The sequence below is a fragment of the Rhizobium sp. KNZ14-9A genome, from assembly GCF_056755015.1.
Genome location: NZ_JBPGXB010000004.1, coordinates 1,222,309 through 1,246,346 on the forward strand (window position 1 = coordinate 1,222,309; position 24,038 = coordinate 1,246,346).

Below are 24,038 nucleotides of genomic sequence, written 5' to 3' on the forward strand. Positions count from 1 at the left end.
TTAAATTTGAGTTAAACACTCGACTTATTCAAGGCCATACCGCGGCGGGAAAAGTCGCGGCACGAGTGGGGTAATCTATGCGAACGCAGACCAAGGGGCTCATCTTCAGGGCATATCTACTGGCAGGAACGGCCGTCGCTGGCATCATGGCGGCATCCTCCGCTCTTGCTCAGGACGCCAGTCCGACGCAACTGGCGCCGATCGTCATCCAGGGCGGCGTCGATAGCGCCACTGCTCCTGTCAAAGGTTATGTCGCGAAGACCTCGTCTGCCGGCTCCAAGAGCGATACGCCGATCAACGAAATCCCGCAGTCGGTCTCGGTCATCGGCAAGCAGGAAATGGACGATCGCGGCATCACCAACAAGATCGACGAGGCGCTACTCTACACGCCTGGCGTGACGACCCAGCCCTTCGGCAATGACCCCGATACCGACTGGTTCTACATCCGCGGCTTCAACGCCACACAGACCGGCGTCTTCTTCGATAACCTGAACCTCTTTAGCTACGGTTTCGGCGGCTTCCAGCTCGATCCCTTCATGCTGGAGCGCGTCGAAGTTCTGAAAGGCCCGGCCTCCGTGCTCTACGGCGGCGCCAATCCGGGCGGCATCATCAATCTCGTGCGTAAGCGCCCGCTCGATGAGCCGCTCTATTATACGGATATCGGCATCAACAGTAACGGCAATGCCTTCACCGGTTTCGACATTTCCGACAAGGTCGGCTCCAGCGACACCATGACCTACCGCGTCACCGGCAAGGTCGCCGGCGGTGACAACTACTCGGATTTCTCCCATGATTTCCGCGGTTTCATCATGCCGCAGCTGAAGATCGCGCCTGATGATGCGACGAGCTTCACCGTCTGGGGCTATCTTGCCGGCCTCGATCAGGTCCATACAGGCAATGGTTTCTTCCCTTATGAGGGCACCGTCGTAGATGCCCCCTTCGGCAAGATCCCACGCGACGCCTTCTATGGCGAGCCTGATATCGACGACGGCAGCTATGTTCAGAAGATGGTGGGCTATGAATTCGAGCACGAATTCGACAATGGCATCAAGTTCTCCCAGAATCTTCGTTACGGCCGACTCGACAAGCACGAGATCGGCCCGTACCTCAACGGCTGGGTCGGCGGTGCGCCGACGGCACCGAATTATGAGCTGGCCCGCATCGGCTTCGAAGGCCGCTCGGGCGTCGATTCATTCGGCATAGATAACCGACTGGAAGGCGAAGCCGAGTTTGGCGGCGCCACGCACAACATGCTCGTCGGCCTCGACTATAAATATTACAAGCTCGACAATTTGCAGAAATGGCCGACATGGCCGATCTCCGCGACGCCGATCAGCGCTACCGATCCGATCTATGGCCTGCCACAGCCTGTAAATAGCACACAGATCGACCAGATCGTCACCCAAAGGCAGCTCGGCATATACGGGCAGGACCAGATCCATTTCGGCGGTGGCTGGTTGCTGACGTTGAACGGTCGCTATGACTACGTCGACACCGATTCCGATGCCATCATCGGAACGTCTTATAATTCTGACGATAATGCCGTCAGCGGTCGCGCCGGCCTCGCCTACGAATTCGATAATGGCTTGACGCCCTATGTCAGCGTGGCTTCCTTCTTTAATCCGCTGATCGGCACCGGCATCTCCGGCCCCCTCAAGCCCGAGGAAGGCTATCAGATCGAAGGTGGCGTCAAATATGAGCCGATCTTCTTCGATGGCGTTATCACGGCTTCCGTGTTCCAGATCGACAAGCGCAACAATGCCGTCAGCAATCCGATCACCTTCGAGCAGAGCCAGCTCGGCAAGGTACGCTCACGCGGCTTCGAACTCGAAAGCAAGGTCAACGTCAACGACAACTGGAAGGTCACCGCCGGCCTCGATTATACCGACATGGAAGTGTTGGAAAACGAAGCCAATCCCCTTCTCGTCGGCAAGTCTCCCTACATCACGCCGAAGGTCAAGGCTTCGCTCTGGGTCGACTACCTCGTCACGACGGGCACGCTGGAAGGCCTGAGCTTCGGCGCCGGCGTTCGGCATCAGGGCTGGTCATGGGCAGACGAACAGAACACCGAAAAGGTGCCGGCAGCGACAGTTTTCGACGCAGCCATCCGCTACGAAAAGGAAAACTGGGCCGCCTCGCTCAACGTCGCCAATCTCTTCGACAAGGAATATGTATCGAGCTGCCAAGGCCTGACGGTCTGCGGTTATGGCGATGCACGCACGGTCACTTTCAAGCTCAGCAAGAAATGGTAAGTTGACAAATAGAGTTTAGTTTTTCAGGAAGCTGCGATAAAGGGAGGGCTCGGCCCTCCCGAACCTTTTGCAGCCAAGCCGGAGTTTCCTCGTGTCCACGTCCTTCCTTAGCCTTTCCGGAATAGACTATGCCATCGGCGCCAGAACAATCCTCAACGGCATCGATCTGACGCTCGAAGCCGGCCGCATCTACGGCCTCGTCGGCCCCAACGGTTCCGGCAAAAGCACACTCCTCAAGACCATCGCCCGGCAGATTGCCCCGAAGAATGGTTCGATCTCCTTCGACGGCAAGGCGGCGGCTGGCTGGGGCATCCGCGCCTTTGCCCGCCATGTCGCCTATATGCCGCAATTCACGCCGGCGACCGACGGCATGACCGTGCGTGAACTCGTGGCGCTCGGCCGTTTTCCCTGGCACGGCACGCTCGGCCGCTTCAGCGCAGCGGATCGCGAGATGGTCGAGGAAGCGATCGTCCGCACCGAGCTTGAAGATTTTGCCGACCGCCTGGTCGCCAGCATGTCCGGTGGCGAGCGCCAGCGTGCCTGGATCGCGATGATGCTTGCCCAGAACGCCCGCTGCCTGCTGCTCGACGAACCCACGTCGGCGTTAGACCTCGCCCATCAGGCGAGCGTGCTGTCGCTGGTGCAGGAACTCAGCCACGAGCGCGGGCTCACAGTCATCATCGTGCTGCATGACATCAATCTTGCTGCGCGCTATTGCGACGCGATCATCGCACTCAACCACGGCAAGATCACCGCCGAAGGCACGCCGGCCGAGATCATGCAGGCCGACAAACTGCAGTCGATCTTCGGTGTCGGCATGGGTGTCTTCCCGCATCCGGTTCGCAACGAGCCGGTCAGCTATCTGTTGTAGCCCATGGCATTGTTCTTCCGCAGGCAGTTTCTGGCCGGTGCGGCGGCTACGCTTTCGGCCCCCGCGCTCCTGCGGGCGGGTGACAGCCTGCGCGTCGCGACCCTCGATTGGGCCTTGCTCGAAACCCTGCTAGCGATCGGCGCCAATGTCGTTGCAGGAACGGAGTTGCGGCAGTTCCACGAGGTGGCGGTAACGCCTGTCGTTCCCGGTGGCGTCGCCGATCTTGGCTTGCGCGGCACGCCGAATTTCGAAGTGCTGCGGTTTGCCCGCCCGGAGCTGATCTTCAACTCGAATTTCTACGCCTGGGCGGATGCCCGAATGCAGCCGATCGCGCCTGTCGAAAGCCATGCGATCTACAAGCCGGGCGAAAGCCCCTATGCGCTTGCCGAACAGGCAACGATCGCGATCGGCGAACGGCTGCAGCTTGCCGCCGCAAGGCAGCTCACTGAGGAGCTTTCTGCCAAACTCGATCGTTACAAGACAGGTTTTGCTGCCGGCGACGGCCGCCCCGTGATCCCGATCAATCTCGGTGACGCCAGGCATTTCCGCGTCTTCGGCTCTGATAGCATGTTCGGTGAGGTGCTGAAGCGCGTCGGCCTTACCAATGCCTGGCAGGGCGCGACCAGCTATTCGGCCGCCGCGCCCGTCGGCATCGAGACGCTGGCCTCCATGCCGGATGCCTGGATCGTGATGATCGCACCGCAGCCGGCCGATGCGCTTGCCACGCTTTCGACCAGCGCCTTCTGGAATGCGCTGCCGGCCGTGCGCGAGAAGCGCGTGCTGATGCTCGGCTCCATCAATCCCTACGGCGCTTTGCCGGCAGCCCTGCGCTTTGCCGATCTTTTGCAGGAGGGGCTTGGCTATGCATGGAATGGTTAGTCTCGCCCGACCTGCCCGCGGCCAGAGCATTCCGTTTGCCGCAATCGTGCTACCAGTTCTCTGCGTCGCTGCCTTCACGCTTCTAATCGCAACGCGCCCGCAGGTACCCGGCGACACCGCTCAAGCCGCTGTGCTCGATGGCGTGTTGTTCTGGAACAGCATTCTGCCTCGCGCCGTGCTGGCGCTGATCGCGGGTGCAGCACTCGGCCTTTCCGGTACGCTGCTGCAGCGCGTGCTGCGCAATCCGATCGCCGATGCCTCGACGCTCGGCATTGCCTCTGGCGCGGAACTGGCGATGACGGCCGCCCTCAGCTTCTCGCCACTGCTGATCGGGTTTTCGCGTGAGATTGTCGCCTTCGGCGGCGGGCTCAGCGCCGTCGCAATCGTGCTGGCGCTCAGCTGGCGACGCGGGCTCGATCCGGTCACTGTCGCGCTCTCGGGCATGATCGTCAGCATGATTGCCGCTGCCTTGAGCGTTACGCTCATCCTGGCGCGCGGCGAATATGCCATGTCGATTTATATCTGGGGCGCCGGTTCGCTCAGCCAGCAGGACTGGACTAGCGTGCTTTCACTCGGGCCGCGCCTCATCCTCGGTTTCGCTGCCGCCATGCTGCTCGTACGGCCACTCCGCATTCTGACACTCGATGACAAGAGCGCCAGGAGCCTCGGCCTCGCGCTGCATTCCGCGCGCTTTGCCATTCTCGCTCTTGCCGTCTGGCTCGCAGCCTCGGTCACCGCCGAAATAGGCGTCATCGGCTTCCTCGGACTTGCTGCCCCCGCAATTGCAAGGCTCTTCGGCGCGCGCAGCACCGGGATCCTGACGATCGCAGCACCACTGACGGGTGCTGGTCTGTTATTCTTCACCGATTGCTTGACACAGATCCTCGGCCCCGGCTTCACCGATCTTGCCCCGACCGGCGCCGCAACCGCCCTGCTTGGCGGACCGCTGCTGCTTTTCCTGTTGCCGCGCGTCCATTCCGTCTCGGCCGTTGCCGCGCAGTCGACTGCGGCCCTCAAGAGGCTGTCCAAGCCTCTGGTCACTCTCGCTGGACTCTCTGCTGCGATCATTTTGCTCTTTATCATCTTCCTCACCCTCGGCCCAGCCGTTGACGGCTGGCATTTCGCCACCGGTATGCTCTTCACCGATCTGCTGCCCTTCCGCCTGCCGCGCACCATCGTTGCGGCCGGCGCCGGCGGCATGCTCGCGACAGCCGGTTTCATAATGCAGCGCGTGACCGGCAATCCGATCGCAAGTCCGGAAGTGCTCGGCATCAGCAGCGGCGCCGGCGCGGGGCTGACCATCGCGCTTTTCCTCTTCGGCTTCCCCTCGCCCGTCGTCATGCTGCTTGCCATGGCGCTCGGCGCACTCGCGGCCTTCGGGGCGATGATCGCCATTTCGGCTCGCGCGCAGTTCTCGCCGGAGCGCATGCTACTTGCCGGCGTCGGCATCGGTGCCTTCGGTATGGCGATCGTCACCATGGTACTCGCGCAGGGTGACATGCGCGGCTATATTCTGCTCACGTGGCTTTCCGGATCGACAAACCGCGCCGGAGCCTTCGAAGCCTGGACGGCGCTGATCTCTCTTATCGTGCTGGTGGCACCACTGCCCTTCCTCGGCCGCTGGCTGGCTATGCTGCCGCTTGGCGGCAATTCCAGCCGCGCGCTAGGCCTTCGCGTCGGCGCAAGCCGGCTGGCGCTGGCGATCCTCGCCGCATTGATGACGGCGACCGCCTCCTTCCTCGTCGGACCGCTCAGCCTCACTGGGCTTATCGCGCCGCATCTTGCACGGCTTGCCTGCTTTCATCGGCCCACCCATCAGCTTGCCGCAAGCGTGCTCTTCGGCGCCGGCGTGCTGATGACGGCCGACTGGCTCTCCCGCGTCGTCATCTACCCCTATCAAGTGCCGGTCGGCCTCTTCGCGGCGCTGATCGGCGGGCCTTATCTCATCTGGCTGCTTTCGCGAAAGGACATCAAACAATGATGGCTGAACGTTTCACTGCATCCGGCGTCGCAATCGCCGTCGATCCTGGCCGAATGCTCGACGAGCTTTGCTCGCATTTCGTCGAACACAGCACCGTCAAACGCGACGGCGATCTGGTGACGCTGGAGATGACGATCGGCAAGGCGGACATTCGCCACGACGGCCCGGAGCTTGCGATCGAACTCTCCTGCAAGAGTGCCCGTGCGCTGCAGAATGTCCGCTCGGTGCTTGCCGAGCATCTCTTCCAATTCGCGGGAGAAGAGACTCTGGAGCTCACATGGTCGGACGCGCCAAAAGCGGACCGCCTGCCGGACCTGCGCGAGATCCGCGTGGTCAGCGCCCGCAACATCAGCCCGCATATGCGTCGGGTGACTGTCGCTTGCGACGATGCCAAGCATTTCGCTCACGGCGGATTGCATTTCCGTCTGCTCATTCCGCCGAAGGGTCGCACGCCCGTCTGGCCGAAACTGCGCTCGGACGGCCGCATCGAATGGGCAAAGGATGAGGATGCGCTGACTGTGCGCATCTATACATTCCGCAGCATCGATCTGGAACGCGGCGAGATCGATATCGATTTTGTGCTGCATGAAGGCGAAAACATGCCCGGCGCCGAATGGGCAGTGAATGCGCAGCCCGGCGATATCGCCGGTGCGCTCGGGCCCGGTGGCGGCGGCGTCCCCGATGCCACGTCGATAATCCTTGCCGGAGACGAGACGGCACTGCCCGCTATCTCGCGCATCGCCGCAGAAGTTCCCGTGGGAACGCAGTTGCGTATATTCCTCGAAGTCGATGGCCCCTCGGAAGAATTGCCGCTGCCATCCGCTGGCACGATCGACCTTACCTGGATGCATCGTAACGGCGCGCCGGCCGGCACCATGGGTCTCATCGAAAGCGCCATCAAAGGCGCACTGGCCGACGCCGATGCCGACACTTTCGTCTGGGCCGGCTGCGAACGGTCCGAGGCCAAGCGCATCCGCGATTTCCTCAAAACCGAGTGCGGCCATGACCGCCACAAGATGAGCATCGGCGCTTACTGGGAGCGGTAAATCCGCCTCACGTCTTTTCGCGGAACATCTCGATGATGGCGGAGAAATCCCTGCCGCCATTGCCGAGCTTTTCGAAGAGTGCGTAGAGCTGTGCGGCCTCCGCGCCGAGCGGCGTAGATGCGCCGCTCGCGAGTGCGGCCTCCTGCGAAAGCCTGAGATCCTTCAGCATCAGTGCTGCGGCAAAACCCGGCTTGTAGTCATTGTTGGCCGGCGAAGTCGGCACTGGTCCCGGCACCGGGCAATAAGTATTGATCGACCAGCATTGGCCCGATGAGGTGGAGGCGACATCGAAGAGCGCCTGATGCGAAAGGCCGAGCTTTTCGGCCAGCACGAAGGCTTCGCAGACACCGACCATGGAAATGCCGAGGATCATGTTGTTGCAGATCTTCGCCGCCTGTCCGGCACCTGCCTCACCGCAGTGGACGATCTTCTTACCCATGGCCTCGAGGATCGGCTTTGCCTTGGCAAAGGCCTCTTCCGAGCCGCCGGCCATGAAGGTCAGCGTGCCGGCGCTCGCTCCACCCGTCCCGCCGGAAACCGGCGCATCGAGCGACAGGCAGCTCGTGGCCTTCGCCATCTCATGGGCCTTGCGGCTGCTTTCGACATCGATGGTCGAGCAATCGATCACCAGTGTGCCTTGTGCCGCCGATTGCAGGATATCGGCCCAAGCCGTCAGCACATGCTTGCCCTGCGGCAGCATGGTAATGACGATCTCAGCCTCCTTGACCGCCTGGCTGGCATGGCTGGCGGGCTTCACGCCGCTCTCCTCGGCTGCCTTCAGCACCGGTGCGGCCAGATCGAAGCCGAGAACCTCGTGACCGGCCTTGACAAGATTGGCGGCCATCGGCCCGCCCATATTGCCAAGCCCGATAAATCCGATCCTTGCCATGCTCGTCTCCTATCTGTTGTCCTCGAGGATCATGGCCGCCGCTTTTTCGGCGATCATGATCGTCGGCGAATTGGTGTTGCCCGAGGTGATGGCCGGCATCACCGACGCATCTGCGATCCTGAGCTTGCCGAGCGCCCGCAATCTTAGCCGCGGATCGACCACACTGTCCCGATCGATGCCCATGCGGCAGGTACCGACCGGGTGGAAGATCGTCGTGCCGATATCGCCCGCCGCCTTTTCCAGCTCCGCCTCGCTCTGATAGCTCGGTCCCGGCTTGAATTCCTCCGGTTGGAACCGGGCAAAGGATGGCTGCGCAACGATCCTGCGCGTGAGCTTTATCGAACGAACAGCTATGTCGCGATCGCGCTGCGTCGAGAGGTATCTTGGCGCAATGGTCGGTTGCGCGGCAAAATCCGGGCTGGAAACATGCACCGATCCCCGGCTTTCCGGCCTGAGGTTGCAAACGCTCGCCGTGATCGCCGGGAAGGCGTGGACGGGATCGCCGAACTTATCGAGCGACACCGGCTGCACGTGGTACTGAAGATCCGGCGTTTCCTTGTCCGGGCCGGAACGGGTGAAGATTCCGAGCTGGCTCGGCGCCATCGCCATCGGACCGGACCGATGCATGAGATATTCGAGCCCGATCGCCGCCTTACCGATCAGCTTCGACGCCTTTTCATTGAGCGTGGGCACGCCTGTTACCTTATAGGCCAGTCGAAGCTGCAGATGATCCTGCAGGTTTTCGCCGACGCCCTTGACCTCGGTCAGCACATCAATGCCGGCTTGATGCAGAACCTCTCCGCGGCCGATGCCGGAAAGTTCCAGAATATGCGGCGAACCGATGGAGCCCGCCGACAGCACGGTTTCCTTCGCGGCATAGGCACGCTTGGCCGTACCGCCGTGCTGGAACTCGACGCCGACAACGGCGCCTTCCTCGACCAGCAGCCGCCGCACCTGCGCCTTGGTCGTCACAGTCAGGTTGCCGCGTTTCATCGCCGGGCGCAAAAAGGCCTTCGTCGTATTCCAGCGAATGCCGGAACGCTGGTTTACGTCGAAATAGCCGGAACCTTCGTTGCTGCCGCGGTTGAAATCCGCCGTTTCCGGAATGCCGGCTTCCCTGGCCGCCTGCTGGAAGGCGTCGAGCACGGCCCAGCGCACGCGCGCCTTTTCCACGCGCCATTCGCCGCCAGCGCCATGCATCTCATCCTCGCCCTGATAATGATCCTCCGATTTGCGGAAGTAAGGCAGGACATCATCCCAGCCCCAGCCGGTGCAACCCATCTGCCGCCAAAGATCGTAATCGCGGGCCTGGCCGCGCATGTAGATCATGCCGTTGATCGAGGAGCAGCCGCCGAGTACCTTGCCGCGCGGGTAGTTCAGCGCCCGTCCGTTCAGCCCGTCCTCGGGTGCGGTGGCAAAGCACCAATCGGTGCGCGGATTGTTGATGCAATAGAGATAGCCGACGGGAATGTGGATCCAGTGATAATTGTCGTTGCCACCAGCCTCCAGCAGCAAGACCCTTGTATTGCGGTCGGCTGATAGCCGGTTTGCGAGCACGCAGCCGGCGCTGCCTGCCCCGATGATGATATAGTCATAGCGATCCATGGATCATGCACTCCGAAATGGCTGCGTCCCGCCTCCCCGGGCCCGAGGAGGCGGGATTTCGCGGCGCCGCTGCACATCCTTTCCCGTTGCAGGAAAGAGGTCCGCCCGTTCAGCGGCGATAGACAAAGCCCAGTTTACGCCCGAGCCGAGAGGCATAGAATTCACCGACAATGCCGCGGCGGAAGATCAGCACGCAGATCATGAAGACCACGCCGGTGATGATCGTCACCGGAAATTCCGAGGTAGCGAGATAGTTCTGCAGCGTCACGACGAGGCCTGCACCGAAAACCGGGCCGATCAGCGTGCCGATGCCGCCGAGCAGCGTCATCAGGATCACCTCGCCCGACATCTGCCAGGCAACATCCGTCAGCGTCGCAAACTGGAAGACCAGCGATTTGACCGATCCGGCAAGCCCGGCAAGGGCTGCCGACATCACGAAAGCGCCGAGCTTGTAGCGCGCCACGGAATAGCCGAGCGAGATCGCCCGTTGCTCGTTCTCGCGGATCGATTTCAGGATCATGCCGAAGGGCGAATTGATGAAGCGCCAGATAATGAGCAGCCCGATCAGGAACACCGCCAGCACGAAATAGTACATGTTGGTGGAGCTGTTGAGATCGATGAAGCCGAAGAGGTGGCCGCGCGGCACGGACTGGATACCGTCCTCGCCTTCAGTAAATTTTGCCTGCAGGCAGAAGAAGAAGAACATCTGCGAGAGCGCCAGCGTGATCATGGCGAAATAGATGCCCTGCCGGCGGATCGCGAAGAAGCCCATGACGAGGCCGAGAAGGGCCGCCCCGGCAACGCCGACGAGAATACCGAGTTCCGGCGGAAATCCCCAACTCTTTACTGTATAGGCGGTGAAATAAGCAGCCCCGCCGAAAAAAGTCGCATGGGCGAAGGAAAGCAGGCCGGTATAGCCGAGCAACAGGTTGAAGGCACAGGCAAAGAGCGCGAAGCAGAGCAGCTTCATCAGGAAGATCGGGTAGAAGAAGAAGGGCGCCAGCAGCAGAAGTAGCAACCCGATGATCAGGAACCCTGTCTGCACCGAAAGTGCGGTGCGGCTCTTTTCCGTTCGGATGGTTTCGGTGATGTCAGCCATGTCACGCATCCCGGCCGAAGAGGCCCGCGGGCCTGATGAGAAGCACGATCGCCATGATGACGAAGATGACGATATTGGAGGCCTCCGGATAGAAGACCTTGGTCAGGCCCTCCGCGATGCCAAGCACATAGCCGGTGATGATGGCGCCCATGATCGAACCCATCCCACCGACCACGACCACGGCAAAGACGACGATGATCATGTTCGAGCCCATTAGCGGCGAGACCTGATAGATGGGTGCTGCGAGCACACCGGCAAAAGCGGCAAGGCCAGCGCCAAGCGCATATGTGAAGGTCAGGAGAACCGGCACGTTGACGCCGAAGGCCTGAACAAGAGTAGCATTTTCCGTCGCCGAGCGCAGATAGGCCCCGAGCTTGGTCTTTTCGATCAGCAGCCAGATGCCGATGCAGACGACGAGCGAAACGACGACCACCCAACCGCGATAGATCGGCAGGAACATGAAGCCGAGGTTCATGCCGCCGGCAAGGGCCGGCGGCGTCGCATAGGGCTGGCCCGACGAGCCGTATAGATAACGGAACGTGCCTTCGACGGCGAGCGCCAGACCGAAGGTGAAGAGCAGGCCGTAGAGCGGATCGAGATCGTAGAGCCGACGCAAGAAGAGCCGCTCGATGACGGCGCCGGCAAGCCCGACGATGACGGGCGCCAGGATCAGCGACGGCCAGTAGCCGATACCGAGATAATTCAAGAGCAGGTAGGCGACGAAGGCGCCGAGCATATACTGGGCGCCGTGCGCGAAGTTGATGACGCGCAGAAGACCGAAAATGATCGCAAGACCAAGGCTCAGCAGTGCATAGAACGACCCGTTGATCAGGCCGATCAGCAGCTGGCCGAGCAGCGCCTGCAAGGGAATGCCGAAGATCATCGTCATCGCGTCACACTCCCAGAACCTTGTGCAGCATATCCATGCGCTGCGGCAGTTCGCCGACCGGGAATTCCGAGACCATCTGGCCATGATCCATCAGATAGAAGCGATCGGCAATACGGCTTGCAAAGCGGAAATTCTGTTCGACGAGCACGATGGTCATGCCGCGTTCCTTCAGCGTCTTCAAAACCTCGCCAATACGCTGGACGATAACAGGCGCCAACCCCTCGGTCGGCTCATCGAGCAACAGCAGGCGCACGCCGGTGCGCAGGATGCGGGCGATCGCCAGCATCTGCTGCTCACCGCCCGAAAGCTTGGTGCCGGAACTCGTGCGCCGCTCATAAAGGTTTGGAAAGAGCTCGTAGATTTCATCGAGGGTCATGCCACCTGGCGCCACAACAGGCGGCAGCATCAGATTTTCCGAAACCGTCAGCGTCGCGAAGATGCCGCGCTCCTCCGGCACGAACCCGATACCCTTATGTGCGGTCTTGTGCAGCGGCACCTGCATCATATCCGTGCCGGCAAAGCTAATCGTACCCTTTCGGGAGCGCACAATACCGGTGATGGTGCGCAAAGTTGTCGTCTTGCCAACGCCATTGCGGCCGAGAATGGTGATCATCTCGCCCTCAGCGACCGTCATGTCGATCCCGTGCAGGATATGGCTTTCGCCATACCAGGCATTCAGACCCTGAATTTCGAGAAGCGGCGCCATCAGTGGTGCTCCTCCGTGCCAATGTAGGCCTGCCGGACACGCTCGTCCTGGCTGACGGTCGCATAGTCGCCCTCGGCGAGGATTTCACCACGCTGCAGCACGGTCACATGCCGGCAGATATTGGCGACTACGGAGAGATTGTGCTCGACCATCAAAACCGCTCGGTCGCGGGCGACATCGCGGATGATGGCGGAGACGACGCTGACATCCTCCTGCCCCATCCCGGCCATCGGCTCGTCGAGCAGCAGCACTTTCGGATCGAGCGCCAGCGTTGTGGCGATTTCAAGCACGCGCTTGCGGCCATAAGAAAGATCGGCGGCGATATGATCGCGCTCCTTGGAAAGCCCGACACTGGCAAGCAATTGCTCGGCCCGGTCGTTCAGACTGTCGAGCGCCGAAAGCGGCCGCCAGAACTGCGTGGACAGATTGTTCGGCCGCTGCAGGGCGACCCGAACATTGTCGAGCACGGAAAGATGGGGGAAGACGGCAGAGATCTGGAATGAGCGGACGAGGCCCATGCGCGCCACCCGGTCCGGCGGCGTCCTGGTGATGTCAGTCCCCATCAGCGTGATAGTGCCTGATGTCGGCTGCAGGAACTTGGTGAGCAGGTTGAACACCGTCGTCTTGCCTGCACCGTTCGGCCCGATCAGTGCATGCACGCTCGCATCATGCACATCGAGATCGACATTCTTGACGGCCGTGAAGCCGCCGAAATCACGGCGCAGGCCGCGGGCGGAAAGCACTACCCGCGGCTTGGCCTGAGTTTCAATTGCGGAAACCGCCATTGTTCACTTCACCAGATCGCAGCCGCTCTTGGCGGGGTCGATATAGGCTTCCTTGCCCGGAATGGTGGCGAGAACGTTGAAATAGTCCCACGGCTCCTTGCTTTCGGCGGGCTTCTTGACCTGCAACAGATACATATCGTGGATCATGCGGCCGTTCGGGCCGACCGTGCCGCCACGGCCGAAGACATCGTCGACGGGCATTTCATGAAGCTGCTTGGCGACGGCTTCCGTCTCATCCGTGCCGGCCTTCTGGATCGCCTTCAGATACTGCAGGACGGCCGAATAGGTGCCGGTGTGGACCATGTTTGGCATTTTACCGGTGCGGGCGAAGAACTTCTTGGCGAATTCCCGGCTCTGGTCATCGCGGTTCCAGTAATAGCCTTCCGTCAGCGTAAGGCCCTGCGCGGCCTCCATGCCCAAGCCATGAACTTCGGCAAGCGTGAAGAGCAGCGCCGCCAGATGCTGGCCGCCCTGGGTGATGCCGAATTCAGCGGCCTGCTTGATGGCGTTCGACGTGTCGAGACCGGCATTGGCAAGGCCGATGACCTTGGCGCCTGATGATTGCGCCTGCAGCAGGAAGGACGAGAAGTCCTGGGTCGACAAGGGATGGCGCACCGAACCGACGACCGTGCCGCCGCTCGCCTTCACGTAATCGGTGGTCTGCTGTTCAAGCGAATAGCCGAAGGCATAGTCCGCCGTCAGAAAGAACCAGCTGTCGCCGCCCTGTTTGACCAGCGCACCGCCGGTGCCGACGGCCAGAGCATGGGTGTCATAGGCCCAATGGAATCCGTAGGGCGAGCAGGCCTTGCCGGTGAGATCCGTTGTCGCAGCACCGGTAACGATATCGATCTTCTTCTTTTCCTTGGCGATGGCCTGCACAGCAAGAGCCACGGAAGAGGTCGTCAGCTCCATGATGGCATCGACCTGTTCGGTGTCATACCACTGGCGGGCAATGTTGGAGGCGATATCAGGCTTGTTCTGATGGTCGGCATCGACGATCTCGACCGGCATGTCGAGTACCTTGCCACCGAAGTCCTCGACGGCCATCTTCGCAGCCTCGACAGAGGACTTGCCACCGAAGTCGGCATAAACGCCCGACTGGTCGTTCAGAATGCCGATCTTGACCTTACCATCGGAAATGGCAGCACTTTGGGCAAACACGGCGGTGCTGCTTGCAAGCAAAAATGCAACGGACGCAATGAAATTCTTTCGCATATTCTCTCCTCCCAGAGATTGGCCAGATCGCGAATCTGTTCAAATTTGGCGACCCGCTCTCCTCAAAGCGGCCGCTCCGCCCTTACGATCACGGAATTTCCTCCATGAGGCAACTGGCGGTTTACATCTAATTCCAAACAGTATCTGCTCGTTTTTGAACAGAACCCGTCATAATGCCGCTCTGGCGACAGTCCCGACGCTCTCTTTGCCGGGCGGCATTAGACCAAAGACGTAGACGGATCGGCGACACCGATGACCCACGCTTCGCAATTTACTTGGGACGATCTGCAGTTTTTTCTAGCTGTCGCCCGCACCGGCCAGCTTTCGACGGCTGCACGGCAGCTGCGCTCCAGCCATGCGACCGTCTCGCGACGCATCGATCGGCTGGAATTTGCGCTGAAGGTCAAGCTCTTCGAACGAAATCCGCGTGGTTACGTGCTGACCGCCATGGGCACGCGCTTTGTCGAAACCGCCGAGAAGATGGAACAGGAAACGGAGCGGCTGCGGGCCGATCTCGCCGATGGCTCGCTCAGCCAGCGCGGCCTCGTCCGCCTCAGCGCTCCCGAAGGTTTCGCCAACTTCTTCTTTGCGACCGTCCTTCCGCAATTTGCCGCCCGCCATCCGCATCTGGCACTGGAACTCGTCACCATCCAGCAGATCATGTCGCTCTCCCGCAAGGAGGCCGATATTTCCGTCGTCCTCGATGAGCCCAAAGGCGGCCCCTACTTTGCAGAAAAGCTGACGGACTATCATCTGCAGGTCTACGCCTCGCGCGACTATCTCGCCCGCGCAGCACCCATTAGCACGCGCGATGACCTGCTGAACCACCCCTTCATCAGCTATATCGAGGAAATGATCTTCGCACCGGGGCTCGATTATCTTGGCGACGTGCATCCGCGCATCAAGCCGCAATTCCAAAGTTCCAGCATCTTCGCGCAGTTGACGGCCACCAGAAACGGCCTTGGCCTCGGCATTCTGCCCTATTTCTTCGCCTGTCGTTATCCCGAACTGGTGCGCGTGCTGCCCGACGAGATCGACCTCAAGCGGCACTACTGGATCACCTGCCACAGAGATTTGAAGCAGGCGCCACGTGTGCGCGCCGTCATCGACTTCTTGAGGGAAACGGCACGCAGCGAAGACGCCTGTTTCATCCCACCTTATATCGGCACAGCACGAAAGGCGAAGGCAGAGGTGTGACTATTTCAGGAATTCGGCGCGATGCGGGGTGAAGGTATCGATCAGCCGACCCTTTTCCAGCGCCTTGACGCCATGGACGAGATTAGGCGGCACAATGAAACTGCCACCCTGCTTCAGCACTTCGGTGCGGCCATCGATCGTCACCTCGAAGCTTCCCTCAGCAACATAGCTTGCCTGGATATGCGGATGGAAATGGGCAGCTCCCACGGCGCCAGCCTCGAAGGCCACTTCCACCATCATCATCTCGGGCAAATAGGTCATGATGCGGCGGGTCACACCTGGCTCGGGGTTTACCCATTCGGCGCTTTCGGCCGATACGAAAAGATCGCTCGATGACATGCCTGCCTCCTCACTCCAGAATCTATCTGGCCAGAATCTATCTGGCGAGAATCCGTCGCGCGCAAACTGGCGCACCAGCCGCCGTTTGAAAAGATGGGTGCTGCATCTTTGGCACGATGACCGCCTTGTTGACGCCGCAAACGGGCGGGTCTATGCGACTTTAAATCAGGCATGCCTTTAGAATGACCCTGAACAGTGGTGAGGAGACTGGACATGCAGCACGCGCGCGAGGTTTTCGACTGGACCGATCCTTTCCGGCTGGTGGAGCAACTGACCGACGAGGAGCGCATGGTGCAGGAGACCGCCCATGCCTATGCGCAGGAAAAGCTCGGCCCCCGTGTCCTCGAAGCCTTTCGCAACGAGAAGACCGATCCGGAGATATTCCGGGAGATGGGCGAACTCGGCCTTCTCGGCCCCACGATCGATCCGGAATATGGCGGCGCTGGCCTCGGCTACGTCGCTTACGGCCTGATCGCCCGCGAAGTGGAGCGGGTCGACAGCGGTTACCGTTCGATGATGAGCGTGCAGTCCTCGCTCGTCATGGTGCCGATCGACGCCTTCGGCTCCGAAGAGCAGAAGAAGAAATATCTGCCGAAACTTGCGACCGGCGAACGGATCGGATGTTTTGGCCTGACCGAGCCCAATCACGGCTCCGATCCAGGCTCCATGGCGACGCGGGCAAAGAAGGTCGATGGCGGTTATAACCTAACGGGCTCCAAGACCTGGATCTCGAACGCGCCGATTGCCGATGTCTTCGTCGTCTGGGCAAAGACCGAGGATGGACTCATCCGCGGTTTCATCCTGGAAAAGGGCTGGAAGGGTCTCTCAGCCCCGAAGATCCAGGGCAAGGTTGGGCTTCGCGCCTCGATCACAGGCGAAGTCGTGATGGACAATGTCTTCGTGCCGGACGAGAATCTGCTACCCGACGTCAGCGGCCTCAAAGGACCTTTCACCTGCCTCAACTCCGCTCGCTTCGGCATCGCCTGGGGGGCGCTGGGTGCGGCCGAAGCCTGTTATGCGACGGCCCGGCAATATACGCTGGACCGCCAGCAGTTCGGCCGGCCGCTCGCCGCCAACCAGCTCATCCAGAAGAAGCTTGCCGATATGGCAACCGAAATTTCGCTCGGTCTTCAGGGATGTTTGCGTCTCGGCCGCATGAAGGAAGAGGGCCATCCGCCCGTCGAACTAACGTCGATCCTCAAGCGCAATTCCTGCGGCAAGGCACTGGAGATTGCCCGTGCAGCCCGCGACATGCTGGGCGGCAATGGTATTTCCGACGAGTTCGGCGTCGCTCGCCACCTCGTCAATCTCGAAGTGGTCAACACCTACGAGGGAACGCATGACATTCATGCGCTTATTCTCGGTCGTGCGATCACAGGCATTGCCGCCTTCTCCAACTAATTCAGTGGCGCGCAAGGCGAATTGCAACCTTGACAACAATGTGCAAACCTCCCCTTGCCGCGGCAGAGAGGCCGGCGGTGCAAGGGGGATTTGCATATGCTTCTGCTGCTCGCACTTCTGATCGGCGTCATTGCCGGTCTTCGCGCCATGACCGCACCTGCCGCCATCGCCTGGGGCGCAGCACTCGGCTGGTTCGATATCTCTCAGACGCCGCTGGCCTTCATGGGCTACAAGTGGACGCCGTGGATCTTCACGGCGCTTGCCATCATTGAGCTCATCACCGACCAGTTGCCCTCCACCCCCTCGCGCAAGGTGCCGATCCAGTTCGCCACCCGCATCATCGTTGGCGCGCTGTGCGGTGCCGTCATCGGCGCCGCAAGCAGCCTGCTCTTCGCCGGCCTGATCGCCGGCATCATCGGCGCGGTCATCGGCACGCTCGGCGGTGCAGCCGCGCGCGGCAAGCTCGCAGCCTCCTTCGGCCAGGATCGTCCGGCAGCCCTGCTCGAGGATGCCGTTGCGGTCATCGGCGCCATTATCGTCGCTTGGGCAGTCTGATGAAGAGCTTCGACGCAATCGTCATCGGCGCCGGCCAGGCCGGCCCATTCCTCGCCGCCCGCATGGCGGAAACGGGCATGAAGGTGGCGCTGATCGAACGCAAGTTCCTTGGTGGCACCTGCGTCAATGCAGGCTGCATGCCGACAAAGACACTGGTAGCAAGCGCCCGCGCCGCATATGTGGCGCGGCACGGCGCCGATTACGGCGTGCACATTCCAGGCGAAATCGCAATCGACATGAAGACCGTGCGCGCTCGCGCAGAGACGATCATCATGGAGGCCCGCAACGGTTTAAGCGGCTGGTTCGGCGGCATGAAGACTATGACAGTCATCTACGGCCATGCCCGCTTCACAGGCCCGAAAGAAGTCGTCGTCAACGGCGAGACGCTGACGGCACCGAAGATTTTCCTCAATGTCGGCGCCCGCCCGACGATCCCCGATATGCCGGGTCTTGCCGATATCGACTATCTGACCAGCACCGGCATCATCCATCTCGACATCCTGCCGAAGCATCTCGCGATTATCGGCGGCAGCTATATCGGCTTGGAATTTGCGCAAATGTACCGACGTTTCGGGGCAGAAGTGACGGTGATCGAGCGCGGCCCAAAACTCGCCTCCCGCGAGGACGAAGATATTTCCGATGCGATCGCCGATATCTTGAGATCCGAGGGCATAAAGGTCCATACCGACGTCAAGGACATCCGCTTCGCCAAGGGCGCCAATAGTGCAACCGTCACGGCCGACTCCGAAACGATCGAGGCAAGCCATGTGCTTATCGCCACCGGCCGGACGGCGAATACCGACGACCTCGGCCTCGATGCCGCCGGCGTGGCCACCGACAAGCGCGGCTTCATCACCGTCGACGACCGGCTGGCCACCAATGTCGAAGGCATCTGGGCGCTCGGGGACTGCAACGGCCACGGCGCCTTCACCCATACCTCCTACAATGACTTCGAGATTGCCGCAGCCAATCTGCTTGACGGCGACGATCGCAAGGTGTCGAGCCGCATTCTGGCCTATGCCCTCTATATCGACCCGCCGCTCGGCCGCGTCGGCATGACAGAAAAGCAGGCACGCGCCTCAGGCCGCAAGATCATGGTCTCGACCCGCCCGATGAGCCGGGTCGGCCGCGCCAATGAGCGCGGCGAAACCAAGGGCTTCATGAAGGTGGTCGCAGATGCCGAGACCAAGGAAATCCTAGGTGCAGCCATTCTCGGCATCGAGGGCGACGAGGCGATCCACGGCTTCATCGATGCCATGAATGCCGGCACGACCTATCCGGTGCTACGATGGTCCGTGCCGATACATCCTACCGTTTCGGAATTGATCCCGACGCTGCTGGGTGATTTGAAGGCGACCTGATCCCCGAAGATCGTAATCAGCCGGAGACCGGTCATTGAATATTGAACTGCTGATCGAAAATTACGGCCTCCCGGCGATTTTTCTCGGCACCGCCTTTGAAGGGGAAACTGCCGCCTTTCTCGGCGGCGTCATCGCGCATCGTGACCTTCTGACCTATTGGGCCGCCTCAATGGCGGCCTCGGCGGGGTCATTCGCCGGAGATCAGATGTGGTTCTTTGCCGGCCGCTATGCCGCCCAATGGAGCTTCGTTCGCCGCGTGATGGAGACGCCGGCGCTCGCGCGGGTCACGCAACTTCTCGAAAAATATCCGACCGGGTTCATTTTTGCGTTCCGCTTTCTCGTGGGATTGCGGACGATCAGCCCGATCGTCATCGGCACGACGCATATATCGACGCAGAGGTTCCTCGTGCTCAACCTTCTGGCGGCGCTCATCTGGGGCCAGCTTTTCACGGCACTCGGCTATGCCTTCGGGCACGGGATTCACCAGATATTCGGTCGCCTGCCGCTGCATCATCATCTGCTGATCGCACTCGGTGCCGCGGCCCTTATCGCGGGCGCGGCGCTGGTGCTTCGCAAGACGAAATTTGGGATCAAGTACCCGTAGAGGGCCTCAGTCCATGACGATCTGCAGCTTGACATCGCTCGGGCGCGCCTCGACCGCGCGGTCAAAAGCCTTGATCGACTCCTCGAAGGTGAAGGTCTCTGATATCAGCGGCTTCAGGTCGACACGACCCGAGCCGAGCAGCGCGATCGAGCGCTCATATTGATGGGCGTAACGGAACACCGTCTCGATGCGGATTTCCTTGGTGGAGGCCGTCGAGACGTCGAAACCAACAGGGTTGACCGGCAGGCCGACGGCGACGATGACGCCGCCCGGGCGCGCAAGCGCCATGATCGTCTCCCAGGCCTTCGGCGAGCCCGAGCATTCGAAGACCACATCCGCACCCCAGCCATCGGTCAACCGGCTGACTTCCTCGGCGAGATTTTTTTCGCGGATATTGACCGGGATAACGCCCTGGTATTGTGCAGCAATATCGAGTTTCGGCTGGGCGAGGTCGGCGACGATCGCGCGGGCGCAGCCGCCGGCAAGGGCAGCAATCGCAACCATGGTGCCGATCGGGCCGGCGCCGAGGACAACGGCCGTGTCGCCGGGTGCAATCTTCGCCTTGGTGGCTGCCTGCATTCCGACCGCGAAAGGCTCGACCATCGCGCCTTCAGCGAAGCTGACATTATCCGGCAGCTTGAACGTATAATTGGCCGGATGCACGACCTCAGGCGTCAGCACGCCGTGGATCGGCGGCGTCGCCCAGAAGGTAACGGCCGGATCGACATTGTACATGCCGAGCCGGCTTGCCTTGGAATTGGGATCGGGAATGCCGGGTTCCATGCAGACGCGATCGCCGACTTTCAGATGAGTCACGCCGGCGCCGACCTCGACCACAGTGCCTGCCGCCTCATGGCCGAGCACCATCGGCTCGTTGACGATGAAGGGGCCGATCTTGCCATGCGTATAATAGTGCACGTCGGAGCCGCAGACACCCACGGTATGGATCTTGATCTTCACCTGCCCGGGGCCTGTCTCCAGAGGCAGATCGATATCGCGAAGCGCAAGCTCATGCTGGCGCTCCAGTACCAGCGCACGGACTTTGGTCATGATCGGTTTCCTTCCCTATGGCTCCCGCGATTCATGGGGCGCCGTTGCGGCGACTATAAGACCGCAAGGCGGAGCAATTCAATCATCTCCATCAGGCTTTTGCTCATTATGTGACGAAATGCTCACATAATTATCACCCGAAAGATAAGCTCGCCCTAGACGTCCGTATGATTCCACAAAAGCCCGGCGAGGACTACATTGATCATCAACGACCACGACAAGTGGGAAGGAGAAAAGCGATGAAGCACGACAACGACAATGTCGGCAGAAACCTGTCTTCCAACTCGCAGATCAAGCGACAGCTCCGCGAAATCTGGCGCAACCTGTTGGATGAGGCTGTTGCTGCACTCCAGGAAGGCCGCCAGCCGCAGCCGCTGCTTCAGCCGGTGCGGGTTATTGCACGGGCAAGGGATCGAAATCGCCCTCCACAGCGTTATTAAGCATGCGCCGGCATGGCGTGGCGGGGGCATGACGCTCCCGACACCATGCGGATCGGCAACGTAAGGAAGACCGTCATGAAATCGATTGTGTCATTCTGCCTGTTCGCATCTCTTCTCTTTGCCGCAAACGCGGCGTCTGCGGCGATCGAAGAAGCATCGCTTCCGCCGCCGCAGCAAGAAGAAAAGCTGGTGCCGGCCAATCTCGAGCTCACCTTCACCGGCCCTGTCGATCTCGCCCGCTCGACCGCAACCCTTCTCGATGCCCAGGGCCTGACATTGCCGACCGGCAAGCCGTTTCTTTCGGGACCGGAAGGCTCCGTCTTCAAGGTCCCGCTCGATCCGTCCATGGCGGCTGGCGTCTATACGCTCAACTGGCGAGTACTCTCTATGGATGGCCACAGCGCTGAGGGCCACTACCAGTTCCGGGTCGATCCCTGAACCTTCCGATATCAAGCTGTTCGAAATTGCGCCGTGCCCTCCGGGCACGGCTTTTTTGTCTATGGGGCGGCCCTAATCGCGCCCTTGGCCGCATAAAGGCATTTATAAGATTTTTATATTGATGCCTCCGATGCAATCTCGAACCTTTATGCGCTTCGGCCGCATATTAATGTCCGAGAGATCGCAAAGATCATCTCCACGCCAGAAAGCATAAATGGTGTCGTTTCCACTGAGCCGGCGCCCTTTGTCTTGTCTGACTCCAAGAATAACAAACCGGAGTCAAGATCGATGATGGATATAATTCTACTCGGCACTGCAGTCGTATTCTTCGGACTTTGCTTTGCCTATACGCGCGCCTGTGACAGGCTTTGACAGGAGAGAACAGATGACCCTCGATTATGTCTTGAGCGGTGCCGTGACCGTGTTTCTCACCGTCTACCTCACCTACGCTCTCATCCGCCCAGAACGTTTCTGAAAGAGCCGGTGCTTCTCATCCAGAAGCAGCCAGGTACTGAAAGTTTCCTCCCATGACCCTCAACGGATGGCTTCAGATCCTGCTTTATTGCGGGATCGTCCTCGTGCTCGTCAAACCGCTCGGCGGTTACATGACGCGTGTCTTCAGCGGCGAGCGCACATTTCTCTCACCGGTCCTCGTTCCGATCGAACGAGGACTTTACACCGTTGCCGGCACCAGCGAACGCGAAGACCAGCACTGGACCTCCTATGCCTTCGCCATGCTGATGTTCAACCTGATGGGCGTCATCGTGCTTTATGCACTGATGCGCCTGCAGGGCGTGCTGCCTTACAATCCAGCGGGCATGGCTGCCGTGCCTGAGCAGCTTTCGTTCAATACCGCCGTCAGCTTCGTCTCCAATACGAATTGGCAGAATTACGGTGGCGAAAGCACCATGTCCTATCTGACACAGATGATGGGCTTCACCGTCCAGAACTTCGTGTCGGCTGCGACAGGCATGGCGATTGCCGTTGCCTTCATCCGCGCCTTCTCGCGCGCATCGGGCAAGGCGATCGGCAATTTCTGGGTCGATATGATCCGCGCCACGCTCTACATTCTGCTGCCGATCTGCATCGTGCTGACGCTCGCCTATGTCTGGCTCGGCGTGCCGCAGACGCTCGGCCCCTATGTCGATGCGACAACGCTCGAAGGCACCAAGCAGACGATCGCCGTCGGCCCCGTCGCCTCGCAGCTTGCCATCAAGATGCTCGGCACCAATGGCGGCGGTTTCTTCAATGCCAACTCCGCCCATCCCTTCGAGAACCCCGACAATATCTCGAACATGATCCAGATGGTGTCGATCTTTGCGATCGGCGCAGCCTTTACCAACGTCTTCGGCCGCATGGTCGGCAACCAGCGCCAGGGCTGGGCGATCCTCGCCTCCATGGGCCTGCTCTTCATCGTCGGCGTCGGCATCACCTACTGGGCGGAAGCTGCCGGCAACCCGCTAATGCATGCCTTCGGTCTGCAGGGCGGCAACATGGAAGGCAAGGAAGTCCGCTTCGGTGTCGCCATGTCCTCGCTGTTTGCGGTCATCACCACGGCCGCCTCCTGTGGCGCGGTCAACGCCATGCATGGCAGCTTCACGGCGCTCGGCGGCCTGATCCCGCTGATCAACATGCAACTCGGCGAAGTCATCGTCGGCGGTGTGGGTGCCGGCTTCTACGGCATCCTGATGTTCATCATCGTCGCCGTCTTCGTGGCAGGCCTCATGGTCGGCCGCACGCCGGAATATCTCGGCAAGAAGATCGAGGCGAAGGAGATGAAGATGGCCGTTCTCGCCATTCTTTGCCTGCCGCTTGCGATGCTGGTCTTCACCGCGATCGCAACAGTGCTTCCGAGCGCCGTCGCCTCGATCGGCACCGCCGGCCCGCACGGCTTCTCCGAAATCCTCTATGCCTATACGTCGGCTGCGGCCAACAACGGCTCGGCTTTCGGCGGTCTGACGGGCAACACGCCCTGGTACAACGTGACGCTCGGCATCGGCATGCTGATGGGTCGCTTCCTGGTCATCGTCCCGGCGCTTGCGATCGCAGGCTCACTGATCACCAAGAAGACGGTTCCAGCCTCGGCAGGCACCTTCCCGACTGACGGTCCGCTCTTCGTCGGTCTGCTCGTCGGCACGATCCTGATCGTCGGCGGCCTGACTTTCTTCCCGGCGCTGGCCCTTGGCCCTGTTGTCGAGCACCTGGTCATGGTCGCCGGTCAGACCTTCTGAGGTGATGCGATGATCCTCCGTCACAGGCTCCGCAAAGCCTTCAATTCACGTCCCGGTACGCCGGGACGTGAACGTGAGCGACTGGCACGGGGCACCGACATCATCCTGGTGATGATGGCAGGCCTGCTCGTCATCGTCTGCGCAATCAGAATTTTACAGGGCTGACCGGCCATCCGGTTCGCCATCCTCGTTTCAAAGCTGGAGT

The 24,038-nt window shown here is 60.8% G+C and carries 24 protein-coding genes; 15 read left to right on the top strand and 9 right to left on the bottom strand.

Features of this window, described 5'->3' with window-relative positions:
* Positions 1 to 77: 77 nt before the first annotated feature.
* From ACR9ZQ_RS35960 to ACR9ZQ_RS35980, 5 genes are all read left to right on the top strand, one after another.
* Complete coding sequence (locus tag ACR9ZQ_RS35960; protein ID WP_481430163.1) at positions 78 to 2,252, top strand: TonB-dependent siderophore receptor; 2,175 nt, start codon at positions 78 to 80, stop codon at positions 2,250 to 2,252.
* A 91-nt stretch (positions 2,253 to 2,343) separates the two neighbouring features.
* A complete protein-coding gene (locus ACR9ZQ_RS35965; RefSeq protein ID WP_481430164.1) occupies positions 2,344 to 3,123 on the top strand; it encodes an ABC transporter ATP-binding protein in 780 nt (259 codons plus the stop codon).
* A gap of 3 nt (positions 3,124 to 3,126) precedes the next feature.
* Positions 3,127 to 4,002, top strand: coding sequence for an ABC transporter substrate-binding protein (locus ACR9ZQ_RS35970; protein WP_481430165.1), 876 nt, complete (start codon positions 3,127 to 3,129; stop codon positions 4,000 to 4,002).
* Entirely contained in the window at positions 3,995 to 5,983 is a 1,989-nt protein-coding gene (fhuB, locus tag ACR9ZQ_RS35975) for a Fe(3+)-hydroxamate ABC transporter permease FhuB (protein ID WP_481430982.1), read from the top strand. Before ACR9ZQ_RS35970 ends, fhuB begins: the two co-directional genes overlap by 8 nt.
* Entirely contained in the window at positions 5,980 to 7,029 is a 1,050-nt protein-coding gene (locus ACR9ZQ_RS35980; protein WP_481430166.1) for a DUF2218 domain-containing protein, read from the top strand. Before fhuB ends, ACR9ZQ_RS35980 begins: the two co-directional genes overlap by 4 nt.
* A 7-nt stretch (positions 7,030 to 7,036) precedes the next feature.
* Here ACR9ZQ_RS35980 and mmsB read toward each other — a convergent pair whose 3' ends face one another.
* The 7 genes from mmsB to ACR9ZQ_RS36015 all read right to left on the bottom strand — a co-directional run bounded on the left by mmsB (position 7,037) and on the right by ACR9ZQ_RS36015 (position 14,217).
* Positions 7,037 to 7,918: a 3-hydroxyisobutyrate dehydrogenase gene (gene mmsB / locus ACR9ZQ_RS35985; RefSeq protein WP_481430167.1), complete on the bottom strand. Its 882-nt coding sequence runs from the start codon at positions 7,916 to 7,918 to the stop codon at positions 7,037 to 7,039.
* 9 nt (positions 7,919 to 7,927) lie between these two features.
* Positions 7,928 to 9,523 carry a GMC family oxidoreductase gene (locus ACR9ZQ_RS35990; protein ID WP_481430168.1) on the bottom strand — a complete coding sequence of 532 codons (1,596 nt, stop codon included), beginning with the start codon at positions 9,521 to 9,523 and terminating at the stop codon, positions 7,928 to 7,930.
* 109 nt (positions 9,524 to 9,632) lie between these two features.
* Entirely contained in the window at positions 9,633 to 10,622 is a 990-nt protein-coding gene (locus ACR9ZQ_RS35995) for a branched-chain amino acid ABC transporter permease (RefSeq protein ID WP_481430169.1), read from the bottom strand.
* A gap of 1 nt (position 10,623) precedes the next feature.
* Positions 10,624 to 11,511, bottom strand: coding sequence for a branched-chain amino acid ABC transporter permease (locus ACR9ZQ_RS36000; protein WP_481430170.1), 888 nt, complete (start codon positions 11,509 to 11,511; stop codon positions 10,624 to 10,626).
* Between the two features lie 4 nt (positions 11,512 to 11,515).
* Positions 11,516 to 12,217, bottom strand: coding sequence for an ABC transporter ATP-binding protein (locus tag ACR9ZQ_RS36005; protein ID WP_310382542.1), 702 nt, complete (start codon positions 12,215 to 12,217; stop codon positions 11,516 to 11,518).
* Positions 12,217 to 13,002, bottom strand: a complete 786-nt coding sequence (locus ACR9ZQ_RS36010; protein ID WP_481430171.1) for an ABC transporter ATP-binding protein — start codon at positions 13,000 to 13,002, stop codon at positions 12,217 to 12,219. Before ACR9ZQ_RS36010 ends, ACR9ZQ_RS36005 begins: the two co-directional genes overlap by 1 nt.
* 3 nt (positions 13,003 to 13,005) lie before the next feature.
* Positions 13,006 to 14,217 (bottom strand): ABC transporter substrate-binding protein, encoded by a 1,212-nt coding sequence (locus tag ACR9ZQ_RS36015; protein WP_113321456.1) that lies wholly within the window; start codon positions 14,215 to 14,217, stop codon positions 13,006 to 13,008.
* Positions 14,218 to 14,469: 252 nt separating this feature from the next.
* On the opposite strand from ACR9ZQ_RS36015, the gene ACR9ZQ_RS36020 reads away from it, so the two are divergent.
* The gene (locus tag ACR9ZQ_RS36020; protein WP_310382539.1) at positions 14,470 to 15,414 is read left to right on the top strand and encodes a LysR family transcriptional regulator; all 945 of its coding nucleotides are present in this window, start codon (positions 14,470 to 14,472) and stop codon (positions 15,412 to 15,414) included.
* On the opposite strand, the gene ACR9ZQ_RS36025 is transcribed toward ACR9ZQ_RS36020, so the two are convergent.
* Positions 15,415 to 15,753, bottom strand: a complete 339-nt coding sequence (locus ACR9ZQ_RS36025; RefSeq protein ID WP_310382538.1) for a cupin domain-containing protein — start codon at positions 15,751 to 15,753, stop codon at positions 15,415 to 15,417.
* 213 nt (positions 15,754 to 15,966) lie between these two features.
* On the opposite strand from ACR9ZQ_RS36025, the gene ACR9ZQ_RS36030 reads away from it, so the two are divergent.
* The 4 genes from ACR9ZQ_RS36030 (at position 15,967) to ACR9ZQ_RS36045 (ending at position 19,674) form a co-directional block, all read left to right on the top strand.
* Entirely contained in the window at positions 15,967 to 17,154 is a 1,188-nt protein-coding gene (locus tag ACR9ZQ_RS36030) for an acyl-CoA dehydrogenase (RefSeq protein ID WP_481430172.1), read from the top strand.
* Positions 17,155 to 17,250: 96 nt separating this feature from the next.
* A complete protein-coding gene (locus ACR9ZQ_RS36035; protein WP_481430173.1) occupies positions 17,251 to 17,709 on the top strand; it encodes a DUF4126 family protein in 459 nt (152 codons plus the stop codon).
* Positions 17,709 to 19,070 (top strand): FAD-containing oxidoreductase, encoded by a 1,362-nt coding sequence (locus ACR9ZQ_RS36040; protein WP_481430174.1) that lies wholly within the window; start codon positions 17,709 to 17,711, stop codon positions 19,068 to 19,070. Before ACR9ZQ_RS36035 ends, ACR9ZQ_RS36040 begins: the two co-directional genes overlap by 1 nt.
* A gap of 34 nt (positions 19,071 to 19,104) precedes the next feature.
* Positions 19,105 to 19,674 carry a DedA family protein gene (locus ACR9ZQ_RS36045; RefSeq protein ID WP_481430175.1) on the top strand — a complete coding sequence of 190 codons (570 nt, stop codon included), beginning with the start codon at positions 19,105 to 19,107 and terminating at the stop codon, positions 19,672 to 19,674.
* A 6-nt stretch (positions 19,675 to 19,680) separates the two neighbouring features.
* On the opposite strand, the gene ACR9ZQ_RS36050 is transcribed toward ACR9ZQ_RS36045, so the two are convergent.
* A complete protein-coding gene (locus tag ACR9ZQ_RS36050) occupies positions 19,681 to 20,724 on the bottom strand; it encodes an NAD(P)-dependent alcohol dehydrogenase (protein WP_481430176.1) in 1,044 nt (347 codons plus the stop codon).
* A gap of 239 nt (positions 20,725 to 20,963) precedes the next feature.
* Here ACR9ZQ_RS36050 and ACR9ZQ_RS36055 point away from each other — a divergent pair, with 239 nt between their 5' ends.
* The 5 genes from ACR9ZQ_RS36055 to ACR9ZQ_RS36075 all read left to right on the top strand — a co-directional run bounded on the left by ACR9ZQ_RS36055 (position 20,964) and on the right by ACR9ZQ_RS36075 (position 23,998).
* Complete coding sequence (locus ACR9ZQ_RS36055; RefSeq protein ID WP_481430177.1) at positions 20,964 to 21,164, top strand: hypothetical protein; 201 nt, start codon at positions 20,964 to 20,966, stop codon at positions 21,162 to 21,164.
* 75 nt (positions 21,165 to 21,239) lie between these two features.
* Positions 21,240 to 21,602: a copper resistance CopC family protein gene (locus ACR9ZQ_RS36060; protein WP_310382531.1), complete on the top strand. Its 363-nt coding sequence runs from the start codon at positions 21,240 to 21,242 to the stop codon at positions 21,600 to 21,602.
* A gap of 385 nt (positions 21,603 to 21,987) precedes the next feature.
* A complete protein-coding gene (locus ACR9ZQ_RS36065) occupies positions 21,988 to 22,077 on the top strand; it encodes a K(+)-transporting ATPase subunit F (protein ID WP_007825856.1) in 90 nt (29 codons plus the stop codon).
* A gap of 52 nt (positions 22,078 to 22,129) precedes the next feature.
* Positions 22,130 to 23,833, top strand: a complete 1,704-nt coding sequence (gene kdpA, locus ACR9ZQ_RS36070; RefSeq protein ID WP_481430178.1) for a potassium-transporting ATPase subunit KdpA — start codon at positions 22,130 to 22,132, stop codon at positions 23,831 to 23,833.
* A gap of 9 nt (positions 23,834 to 23,842) precedes the next feature.
* Positions 23,843 to 23,998: a hypothetical protein gene (locus ACR9ZQ_RS36075; RefSeq protein ID WP_310382529.1), complete on the top strand. Its 156-nt coding sequence runs from the start codon at positions 23,843 to 23,845 to the stop codon at positions 23,996 to 23,998.
* Positions 23,999 to 24,038: the final 40 nt, after the last annotated feature.

Excerpts from the sequence above, each read along its gene's own strand:
- ACR9ZQ_RS35960 (WP_481430163.1), top strand. The coding sequence starts at position 78 with ATGCGAACGCAGACCAAGGGGCTCATCTTCAGGGCATATCTACTGGCA.
- ACR9ZQ_RS35970 (WP_481430165.1), top strand. The coding sequence starts at position 3,127 with ATGGCATTGTTCTTCCGCAGGCAGTTTCTGGCCGGTGCGGCGGCTACG.
- fhuB (WP_481430982.1), top strand. The coding sequence starts at position 3,995 with ATGGTTAGTCTCGCCCGACCTGCCCGCGGCCAGAGCATTCCGTTTGCC.
- ACR9ZQ_RS35980 (WP_481430166.1), top strand. The coding sequence starts at position 5,980 with ATGATGGCTGAACGTTTCACTGCATCCGGCGTCGCAATCGCCGTCGAT.
- mmsB (WP_481430167.1), bottom strand. The coding sequence starts at position 7,918 with ATGGCAAGGATCGGATTTATCGGGCTTGGCAATATGGGCGGGCCGATG.
- ACR9ZQ_RS35990 (WP_481430168.1), bottom strand. The coding sequence starts at position 9,523 with ATGGATCGCTATGACTATATCATCATCGGGGCAGGCAGCGCCGGCTGC.
- ACR9ZQ_RS35995 (WP_481430169.1), bottom strand. The coding sequence starts at position 10,622 with ATGGCTGACATCACCGAAACCATCCGAACGGAAAAGAGCCGCACCGCA.
- ACR9ZQ_RS36000 (WP_481430170.1), bottom strand. The coding sequence starts at position 11,511 with ATGACGATGATCTTCGGCATTCCCTTGCAGGCGCTGCTCGGCCAGCTG.
- ACR9ZQ_RS36005 (WP_310382542.1), bottom strand. The coding sequence starts at position 12,217 with ATGGCGCCGCTTCTCGAAATTCAGGGTCTGAATGCCTGGTATGGCGAA.
- ACR9ZQ_RS36010 (WP_481430171.1), bottom strand. The coding sequence starts at position 13,002 with ATGGCGGTTTCCGCAATTGAAACTCAGGCCAAGCCGCGGGTAGTGCTT.
- ACR9ZQ_RS36015 (WP_113321456.1), bottom strand. The coding sequence starts at position 14,217 with ATGCGAAAGAATTTCATTGCGTCCGTTGCATTTTTGCTTGCAAGCAGC.
- ACR9ZQ_RS36020 (WP_310382539.1), top strand. The coding sequence starts at position 14,470 with ATGACCCACGCTTCGCAATTTACTTGGGACGATCTGCAGTTTTTTCTA.
- ACR9ZQ_RS36025 (WP_310382538.1), bottom strand. The coding sequence starts at position 15,753 with ATGTCATCGAGCGATCTTTTCGTATCGGCCGAAAGCGCCGAATGGGTA.
- ACR9ZQ_RS36030 (WP_481430172.1), top strand. The coding sequence starts at position 15,967 with ATGCAGCACGCGCGCGAGGTTTTCGACTGGACCGATCCTTTCCGGCTG.
- ACR9ZQ_RS36035 (WP_481430173.1), top strand. The coding sequence starts at position 17,251 with ATGCTTCTGCTGCTCGCACTTCTGATCGGCGTCATTGCCGGTCTTCGC.
- ACR9ZQ_RS36040 (WP_481430174.1), top strand. The coding sequence starts at position 17,709 with ATGAAGAGCTTCGACGCAATCGTCATCGGCGCCGGCCAGGCCGGCCCA.
- ACR9ZQ_RS36050 (WP_481430176.1), bottom strand. The coding sequence starts at position 20,724 with ATGACCAAAGTCCGTGCGCTGGTACTGGAGCGCCAGCATGAGCTTGCG.
- ACR9ZQ_RS36055 (WP_481430177.1), top strand. The coding sequence starts at position 20,964 with ATGAAGCACGACAACGACAATGTCGGCAGAAACCTGTCTTCCAACTCG.
- ACR9ZQ_RS36060 (WP_310382531.1), top strand. The coding sequence starts at position 21,240 with ATGAAATCGATTGTGTCATTCTGCCTGTTCGCATCTCTTCTCTTTGCC.
- ACR9ZQ_RS36065 (WP_007825856.1), top strand. The coding sequence starts at position 21,988 with ATGACCCTCGATTATGTCTTGAGCGGTGCCGTGACCGTGTTTCTCACC.
- kdpA (WP_481430178.1), top strand. The coding sequence starts at position 22,130 with ATGACCCTCAACGGATGGCTTCAGATCCTGCTTTATTGCGGGATCGTC.
- ACR9ZQ_RS36075 (WP_310382529.1), top strand. The coding sequence starts at position 23,843 with ATGATCCTCCGTCACAGGCTCCGCAAAGCCTTCAATTCACGTCCCGGT.